The sequence below is a fragment of the Streptococcus sp. M334 genome, assembly GCF_000187745.1.
Lineage (GTDB): Bacteria > Bacillota > Bacilli > Lactobacillales > Streptococcaceae > Streptococcus.
The window spans coordinates 170,442-177,353 of record NZ_GL732490.1 but is presented as its reverse complement, the minus strand read 5'-3'; the positions used below and the strand labels follow the sequence as shown (position 1 = coordinate 177,353).

At 39.3% G+C, this 6,912-nt stretch carries 3 protein-coding genes; 1 reads left to right on the top strand and 2 read right to left on the bottom strand.

From position 1 onward, the window contains the following. A partial coding sequence (locus HMPREF0851_RS13050; protein ID WP_000806421.1) for a G5 domain-containing protein occupies positions 1-4,245 on the bottom strand: 4,245 nt, incomplete at its 3' end. Between the two features lie 371 nt (positions 4,246-4,616). Here HMPREF0851_RS13050 and HMPREF0851_RS13045 point away from each other — a divergent pair. Beyond that, positions 4,617-6,101, top strand: coding sequence for a M protein trans-acting positive regulator PRD domain-containing protein (locus tag HMPREF0851_RS13045; RefSeq protein WP_001257178.1), 1,485 nt, complete (start codon positions 4,617-4,619; stop codon positions 6,099-6,101). 57 nt (positions 6,102-6,158) lie between these two features. Here the strand turns inward: HMPREF0851_RS13045 and yaaA are convergent, their stop codons facing one another. Beyond that, positions 6,159-6,887 carry a peroxide stress protein YaaA gene (yaaA, locus tag HMPREF0851_RS13040; RefSeq protein WP_009014407.1) on the bottom strand — a complete coding sequence of 243 codons (729 nt, stop codon included), beginning with the start codon at positions 6,885-6,887 and terminating at the stop codon, positions 6,159-6,161. Positions 6,888-6,912: the final 25 nt, after the last annotated feature.

Sequence of the window (6,912 nt, the reverse complement as noted above, 5' to 3'; positions counted from 1 at the left end):
CTTAACGAAGACATCTCCTGTTACAGTATTAACGAAGCTGTCTCCATCTTTTCCGTCTCTTGGTGTTGGATCTACTTTGCCATTTAGAACTGCTTTACCGTCATGACCTGCTTGACCTGTAGCTCCATCTTGGCCATCTTTCACAATAGAGGTTTGAACGAGAGTGTCAGTTCCTTCTGTGTAATTACCATCGCCATCTTTGTCAATGTAGAAGGTTAGAGTAGTTTGTTTTTTAGCTTCATCACGAACAGCTTTGACTTTTGGTGTTTGGCCGTCTACTCCGTTTTTAACGATTGTTGTAAGAGCTGGACGACCTTCTGGTTGTGTGATAGTAATGGTGTGTGTGCCATCATGGTTGTCTGTCACTGTTACTTCTGGTGTGAAGCCATCACGACCATTTTCTCCCTTGTCACCTTTTGGACCCTTGATGTTACCTGCTTGTTCCCAAGTATTGTTCTTCTTAACGAAGATATCTCCTGTGGCAGTATTAACGAAGCTATCGCCATCTTTACCGTCTCTTGGTGTTGGATCTACTTTTCCGTTTAATACTTCTTTACCGTCACGTCCTGCTTGACCTGTTGCTCCGTCTTGACCGTCTTTAACGATGGATGTTTGAACGAGCGTATCAGTTCCTTCTGTGTAATTACCATCGCCATCTTTGTCAATGTAGAAGGTTAGAGTGGTTTGTTTCTTGGCTTCATCACGTTCTGCTTTAACTTTTGGTGTTTGGCCGTCTACTCCATTTTTAATTGTTGTTGTGACAGCTGGTCTGCCTTCTGGTTGGGTGATAGTAATGGTGTGTGTGCCATCATGGTTGTCTGTCACTGTTACTTCTGGTGTGAAGCCGTCTTTTCCATTCTCACCCTTGTCACCTTTAGGACCTTTAATATTGCCTGCTTGTTCCCAAGTATTGTTCTTCTTAACGAAGACATCTCCTGTGGCAGTATTAACGAAGCTGTCTCCATCTTTTCCGTCTCTTGGTGTTGGATCTACTTTGCCATTTAGAACTTCTTTACCATCACGTCCTGCTTGTCCAGCTGCTCCGTCTTGGCCGTCTTTAACGATGGATGTTTGAACGAGCGTATCTGTTCCTTCTGTGTAATTACCATCGCCATCTTTATCAATGTAGAAGGTGAGAGTCGTTTGTTTCTTAGCTTCATCACGTTCTGCTTTAACTTTCGGTGTTTGGCCATTTTCACCATTTTTAACGATTGTTGTAAGAGCTGGACGACCTTCTGGTTGGGTAATGGTAATGGTATGGCTTCCATCGTGATTGTCTGTGACACTTACCTCTGGTGTGAAGCCATCACGACCATTTTCTCCCTTGTCACCTTTTGGACCTGGTAATCCTTGAGGTCCTCTGATGTTGCCAATTTGGTTCCAGTTTCTGCCTTCTTTTTTGTAAACATCTCCTGTAGTAGCATCGATATAAGTATCACCATCTTTACCATCATTTGCTGTTGGTGCTTTAGGTCCACTTAATAATTCAGCACCATTACGACCATCTGTACCAGAAGCTCCATCTGCACCATTACGTCCATTTGTACCATTCAAGATATCACTTGTACCAATTAATTCATCCACACCTGGATCGTATTTACCGTTACCATTGTTATCATAGTATGCTGTAATACGAGTACCTTCTACTGGTTGTGGTGCTGGTGCTGTAGATGGGGCGTCTGATAATGCTCTTCTTACTCTTCCGCTTCTTTGATTGTTTAGTCTTACTGCTGCTTCTGCTAAAGCATTCAAGTCAATAGTTGGTGTACGACCATCTTTACCATCCTTAATGTTAGCTACAACAGGCTCTTCTCCAGGAACTGTAAATGTAATATCAGTACTACGGCCATCTGCTCCACGAGCAGTTGTCACTTTAGGAGTTGCTCCCTTGTCACCTTTCTCACCTTTGGCACCATCTGCAATAACGACTTCTTTTAGTTTTGTATCGCCTGCATCGAATTCGTTGTTGTCATTTTGGTCATAATAGAAGATAACAGTTGTTGTCTTATCTGCTTCATTTCGTTGAGTCGCAACTAATGGACTTGCGCCATCGAAACCATCTCTTACAACAGTACTTGTAACATTACCTCTACCGTCGTTAATCGTGATAGTATGAGTGCCGTCATCTTTATTATCTTTAACGGTTACAGTTGGAGTTACACCGTCACGACCTGCCTGACCTTGGGCTCCTTTTTCACCTTTAGCTCCGGTTAGACCGCGTTCACCTCGATCTCCTTTTTCACCTTTAGCACCTTGGGCTCCTGTTAAACCGCGTTCACCTCGGTCCCCTTTTTCACCTTTGGCTCCTTGGGCTCCTGTTAAACCACGTTCACCTCGGTCCCCTTTTTCACCTTTAGCACCTTGGGCTCCTGTTAAACCACGTTCACCTCGGTCCCCTTTTTCACCTTTAGCACCTTGGGCTCCTGTTAAACCACGTTCACCTTGGTTCCCTTTTTCACCTTTGGCTCCATCTTTAATAGCGATTCTTTGAACAAGTTCGTCTACGCCCTCAGTATAAACACCGTTTCCATCGTTATCAAGATAGAAAGTGAGGTTATTTGTATCACCAACTTTATTTTGATCAACACGTGGTTTTACTGTATCGATTAGCTCTTTAGCCACACCAATTTGCAGAATACGTGGCTTAGCTTCTTTAGTAACAGAATTACTAATTGGCAATCCTAGAATTGTTTCGTTACCAAATCGATGGACTTTATAGGTAATTTGACGTTGTCCTTTTTCACCTTCTCTGACTAATCTCGTTTGGCCTTCTGGCAATTTACTAGTTGGAAGGTAGACTGTTTGGAAGTCAATGTCTTCTGTAACAACCTTGTTACTAGAACCACCATTTGGATTGGCATCCAAGTATAGTGGGTTTGCTCTATAATAATAGTTAGAGTTACTGTATGGATCATTGCTAGTAGCGGCTCCGCCACCACCTTGGTCCACGTTAAAAGTAACAGGTTTCAAACGGACAGACAAATCACCATTTGGATTGTTGATTGGCAAACTGAATCTGATTGTCTGTTGCATACTTGTTTCAGTAGCAGAGGTCATAGTATATCCTGAGTGAGATACAAAGTTGGCACCCTGGCTAATAGGTTTTGATTGCTCTCTTAATCTTGGAGTTGTGATAGTTGCATTTGAAGGATTTCCAAATCCATCCCCTTTATCCAAGATAAAGTTATTATTAACAAATTCACCTGGACCAGAATATTGAATTGTGAAATTCAATCTATTACCTTGACGTACTGTCGTCACATCATAATGAATTGAATGACCACCACGTGCGTTCCCATAGCCGCGGAAACTATAACTACGACCAGCTTGACTGATATCTGTAAATGCAACTGTATTCCCAGAACCTGAGACAATTGGGTTGGCTGGATTGCTAGCTGCTCTAAAACCACTATGCCCCTTCTCCAAGTCTTCCTTACGGATAGCTGGATTTTGGCGAGCATCAGAAAGGCTTAAACCTGGTTTCAAGATTTCATTAGTTGTTTTTGGAGCTGAAGTTGCTTCTACTTTAGCAGTTCTGCTAGCTGGCAAAACAACACTATCAAGAGCTGAACGATTAGTTGTAGGAGCTTGCTTAGTTTCTTCTTCTGCTTCATCTGCATCAGCTTTCTTCGCTACAGGAGTTTCTGATACAGTTCCTTTATCAGAGTTAGAGCGGAGTTCCAGTCCAATGACAGCTGATTGAATAGATGACTCCGCTGCTGATATTTCAGCTTCAGTTGCATCTGCTTTCCCAAGCAAACCTTGACCAGCTTGGATACTTGCTTTCAAGTTTGCAGCACTAGCTTCTGTATATAATTTTGCTTCTAATTTTTTTGCACGCGAAAGAGCCGTTAATAATTTTGATTTATCAACTGCACTTTGATGAGAAACTTCTTCTTTTTCCACTTTAGCTCCTTCAACCTTTTCTACAGCTGCCTTAACAGCTTCAGATTTAGCTGGAGTTACCTCTACTGGATTAACAACAGTTGGAGCAGGGTAGGTAGTTTCTTTCTTAGCTGTAGAAACTTCTGCTGATTTAGTAGTTTCTGCTATCTTATCAACAGAAACACTGTTAGTTGCCTCAGGATTGTGTTCCTCTGCTTGTACTGCTTGCGTATTGACAGCAGTTCCCAAGACTAATGCTGTCCCGAGCAGTACACTAGCTGCCCCAAAGTGATACTTGCGAATAGAGAAACGTTGTTGCATTTTATACCAATTAAATGATTTTCTCTGTGCCTGTTTCATATTCTTTACCTCAATATAATTTTATACTATACAATTTACATCTATTTTTTATATAATTCAATATGATTTCACAAATTAATATATAGTATTTTTTCCCTCAAGATTCATTTAAATTGTTCTAATCAAAGTGAATTTACTGACAAAAAAATGATTCTCATATTTTGGTACAAATGGTACAGAAAAATAATATAGAGGTAAAAATGTAATCGTAAAAGCAATACAAATATTCCATTAACATTTAATTGCCTTCCTATATTCGATTCATAAATATTGTTTTAAGATCAAATCGGATTATTCTTCATCTTAACAATATCAACATTAGCATTTTTATTATAGACTATGATATAATGAGCTTAGGAGGATAGAACCCTATGAGATCTCTATTATCTACAAAGGAACAACGACAATTACGACTACTTGAAATACTCATTCAGAAACGAGATTGGATACGTCTAAACGAGTTAGCACAAACTTTAGAATGCACCGAGCGTATCCTGAAAAATGACTTAAACGAACTACGAACAGCATTCCCAAACTTCAAAATTCAATCTTCTATCAATGGCATTATACTAAATCTAGATACAGGTGCAAGTATAGAAGATATTTATATTTATTTCCTCAGTCATTCCCAATCTTTTCAGTTACTAGAATATATGTTTTTTAACGAAGGATTACCTATTTACCGAACTGTAGAAAAGCTGCATTCTAGTAATGCCAATCTTTATCGTTTAGGAAATCGAATCACCACCATTCTCTCGAAACAATTCCAAATTGAACTGTCTTTTACTCCAACATCCCTGAATGGAAATGAAATCGATATTCGCTATTTTTATGCCCAATACTTTTCAGAGCGGTATTATTTTCTAGACTGGCCTTTCTCAGATATTTCTGAAAAAGTCATAACAGAGTTCGCTGACTACTTCTATAAATCCACAAATTACCCAATGCGATTTGCAATCTATAGAATGTATAAGCTGATGCTCGCAATTAGTATTCATCGAGTAAAAAATGGACATTTCATTGATTTACCGAATCATTTTTACCAAGACTACTATCCTGTTTTAATAAATTTACCAGATTTTGAAGACAAGCTTGCATACTTCTCTCAACAATTTGGACTGGAAATGACTCCAGATATTGTGGCCCAAATTTTCATTTCCTTTCTTCAAAATGATATTTTTCTAGATCCACAGCAATTCTTTGATTCTCTAAATAAAAATGATGAATCTCGCTGTTCTTATCAATTATTAAGCCAAATTTTGGAACGATTATCTAAAGCATTTAATATTAAATTTGCTAATCATGATGAACTCATTTGGCATCTGCATAATACAGCTTATTTTGAAAGACAGGAAACCTTTTCAACACCGCTCTTATTTGAGCAAAAGGGAATTACACTAGAAAAGTTCAAGGTCTATTTCCCAGACTTTATGGAAAGTGCTCGTCAAGAACTGGCTCAATATCGGCAAGCAATCGGGCAACATGATTATCCTGAACAATTAGAGCACTTGATTTACACCCTCTTCACCCATGCAGAAAATATCACTACTCAATTATTAGCCAATCGACCACCTATCAAGGTTTTGATTATCAGTAACTTTGACCATGCCCTATCCCTCACCTTAATGGACATGCTTTCCTATTACTGTAATAATCGCTTTACCTTCGATATTTGGGATCAATTGGAAACAAGTCCTGAAATTTTAAATCAGACAGATTATGACATCATCGTGTCTAATTTCTATATTCCTGGCATCACTAAAAAGTTTATTTGCCGAAACCATCTGTCAATCATGGATTTGGTCAATCATCTTAATACCTTATCAAATGAGATTCATTTGTCCAACTCTTTATAAGCTAGAAAAAACTCAGCAATACTTTTCCTTGCTGAGTTTTCTTCTTTTATCCTTATTTTATACTTTCTTAACAAAAACCAATTCCTGTGGCTGGGACAGGTCTTCTCGGAAGCTAAATCCTGCAAAGCTTAAGCGACGTGCTTCCTCCACAGTTTGTACTTGATTTTCTATCAGGGCTGTCAGGAAGGCACCACGCGCTTTCTTGGAGATGGTTGAGTGAATCTTCAGCTGACCGCCTCTATCCTCCATGAATTTGAAGGTCACCATTTTTTCTCTGATTTCCTTAGAAAATACAGTCTCAAACTCGGACGACAAGAGAGAGAAAATCACTTCTTCCTGCTTCACAACTTCATCATAGGCTGCCTTCCAATGGCTCTTCAAAGTCTTACCAGCGACTTTTAACTTCATCAAAAAATCCAAACGGTAAGGGGCTATGGGTGACAAGGCTGGAACGACACCGTACAAAGCCGAAGTAATAAAGACATGATTTTCAAGATAGTCTTGTTCTGCCGCGGTCAATTTGTCTCTCTTGATATGACGGTACATAAGCCCATCAAAAAGTTTCAGAGCTGGATAGTGTTGGGCAGTTTGCCTTTTCAAAGCTTGGATATGTTGAAATTCTTCCGCCGCTTTCTCGGCTGAAACCTTATAAAAAGTTTCCAAATCACTAGCAGAATAAAGGGCCAAGACATCAAGCACGGCCTGACTTTCTGGTTTTAAAGGATTTGCCTCGATACTTGGCAAATCTGTGTTCATTTCTTTTGCTGTAGGTATTAAAATTTTCATATTAATAGTGTAGCATATTTTTTAG